Origin of the sequence: Streptomyces sp. NPDC046881 (assembly GCF_040645015.1) — a bacterium.
Taxonomy (GTDB): domain Bacteria; phylum Actinomycetota; class Actinomycetes; order Streptomycetales; family Streptomycetaceae; genus Streptomyces.
Map to the genome: position 1 here is coordinate 1 of NZ_JBEYXJ010000233.1, position 2,077 is coordinate 2,077.

Annotated in this window: 3 protein-coding genes; 2 read left to right on the plus strand and 1 reads right to left on the minus strand. The window is 67.8% G+C overall.

From position 1 onward, the window contains the following. Positions 1-45 precede the first annotated feature (45 nt). On the minus strand, positions 46-798 hold the full coding sequence (locus ABZ923_RS41220) for a hypothetical protein (RefSeq protein WP_361483569.1): 753 nt from the start codon (positions 796-798) through the stop codon (positions 46-48). Positions 799-1,029: 231 nt separating this feature from the next. Here ABZ923_RS41220 and ABZ923_RS41225 point away from each other — a divergent pair, with 231 nt between their 5' ends. Together ABZ923_RS41225 and ABZ923_RS41230 are read left to right on the plus strand one after the other, a co-directional pair. Next, a complete protein-coding gene (locus ABZ923_RS41225) occupies positions 1,030-1,383 on the plus strand; it encodes a DUF6191 domain-containing protein (protein WP_361483572.1) in 354 nt (117 codons plus the stop codon). 94 nt (positions 1,384-1,477) lie between these two features. After that, positions 1,478-1,981 (plus strand): DUF3995 domain-containing protein, encoded by a 504-nt coding sequence (locus ABZ923_RS41230; protein ID WP_361483575.1) that lies wholly within the window; start codon positions 1,478-1,480, stop codon positions 1,979-1,981. Positions 1,982-2,077 lie beyond the last annotated feature (96 nt).

Below are 2,077 nucleotides of genomic sequence, written 5' to 3' on the forward strand. Positions count from 1 at the left end.
GCCCCCGGGGACGTCCGGGAGGGGGCGGGCGGCAGGCCGGCGGTGTCAGCCCGCGAGCTTCTCCGGGTCCATGACCTCGCCGGCCGGCGGGGCCGTGACCGTCACAGGCTCGTTGAAGGCCGAGAAGTCGAACGAGCCGGGCTCCTTGCCGCCCTCGGCAGTCATTCTGAGCGCGTAGGGCTCACCCTTGGCGGCCACGAGGAGGGTCTGGGTGGCGGCACCGTCCTTCCCCTGGAGCGTCACGGCGGGCGTTCCGTTGACCTCGGTACCCGCCTTCCGGGTCAGGTGGCCGTCCTTCTCGTCCTTCTCGAACATCGTGCCGATGTCGCAGAAGGGGAACTTGTCCTCCGCCTTCGCATCCTGCGCCCGCATCTTGAACCAGCGCCCCTTGAGCATCTCGATGAGGGCATCCGTCTCCGCCGACGAGGACCCCTCCTCGCTGCCCGTCTGCCGCCAGAACTTCTCGTCGCCCTTCATGTAGGCGGTGTCCCCGATCTGACGGATTTCGGCGGACGCACCCCCCGTGCTGAAGTTCCCCTGGCAGTCACCCGACTTGGCGACGGCGAAGTCGAAGGTCACGTGCTCGCCGTCGGTGGTCATGTTGCCCTTGACCTTGAACGAGTCCAGCTTCTTCATCGCCACGCGGGCCTTCTCGGAGATCTGAGCCGCGGTCAGACCCTTGAACGGCTCAGCGGTGGCCGAGGCGGAGCCGCCCTCCGCCTTGACGTCGGCTGACTTGTCCTCACCACATGCGGTCAGGGCCATCGCCGCCGTCACACACAGACTTGCCGTAGCCATGAGAGTTCGATTGTTCATCTTTTATTTCCCCTTAAACAAGACGGTCCGCTAGTCGGACCCGGGGAGGCCGCAAAGGGATGTGAGAACCGGAACGTGATCCGCCTCACACCAGGCCGGCGACCCTCAGGCACTGGAGCTGCTACGCCGTCCGACGGCATCGGGGAGGGCGGGCACGCCGGGAGTCGAACTCAGGTACGGGAACTTCCGGCACCGGCGCCGCGTTTCTCCCCCATGCTGGCTATGTGGGGCGCCGCGCTTCCGGCACTGGCCTTTCTTCTGTTCGTCTGCGGTGCGGCCGAGTTGATGATGCGACGATTCAAGCGGCGCAGCGTCCTTCACCGCGGCCGCGGCCCTGAGCACCGCCCCTTGACAGGGTCGGCGTTCAATGAGTTCGACCTGGTGTTCAACGGCGCCAAGTCGATCGAGATCGAGCAGCAGCAACATGAGGCGAACCGCCGCGACGACCAGGACGACGGCGCCCCACCGCGCACCCGTATCGACCTGGCCGGCGGCACGGCCCGCATCGTCCTCCCACCCGACCGCGACGCTGTTCACCGGCCGCAGGGGAGTGCGCAGCAACCCTGAGGAGCCCACGGCGAGCTCAGCTGTGAGACCAGGGCGGCATCCCCTCCCCCAAGGAACCCCACCCTTCCTCACGCCGGTGCGCCAGGGCACTGGCATGCTCCTCCCTGTGCGTGAAGATCGGCAGAACAGGACAACGGCGGGTGTGTGGGGGCGTATCGCGTGCGCCTGGGCGGTCGCTTTCGCCATGCTGCATTTCTACTGGGCACTGGGCGGCAACTGGGGTCTGAGTTTCTCGGCGGGACCCCTGGCCGAGAAACGCCCGGCGTGGTTCGTGGTGGTGGGCCTGTGGGGTGTGGGGGTGCTGTGCCTCGTCGGCGGGGCGCTGGGGCGGCTTCTCGCCCGACCGCGGCCCCATCGCCTGGCCGGACGGCTGATCAAGGCTCTGGGCTGGTCCGTTTGCGTCGTTCTGCTGGTGCGCGGCATCGCGGTGGAGGTGCTGTTGCTGACCGACACAGCGGGCGCTGACGTAAGCCCGGCACAGCGGCTGTGGACGCTGGTGCTGTGGAATCCCTGGTTCCTGCTCGGCGGTCTCGTCTTCGGCCTGTCCGCGCGCGAGTTCGGAAGAGGGGACGGTTCGAGTGGCAAAACCGCCGAATGACGTCGGAGCCGGTCCGGCCCTGCGCCCAAGCTTCGCCTGCTCAAGGCCAAGGAGCCCGCGGCGGCCGACGTCGGCAAGGTCGCGTAAAGACACCCA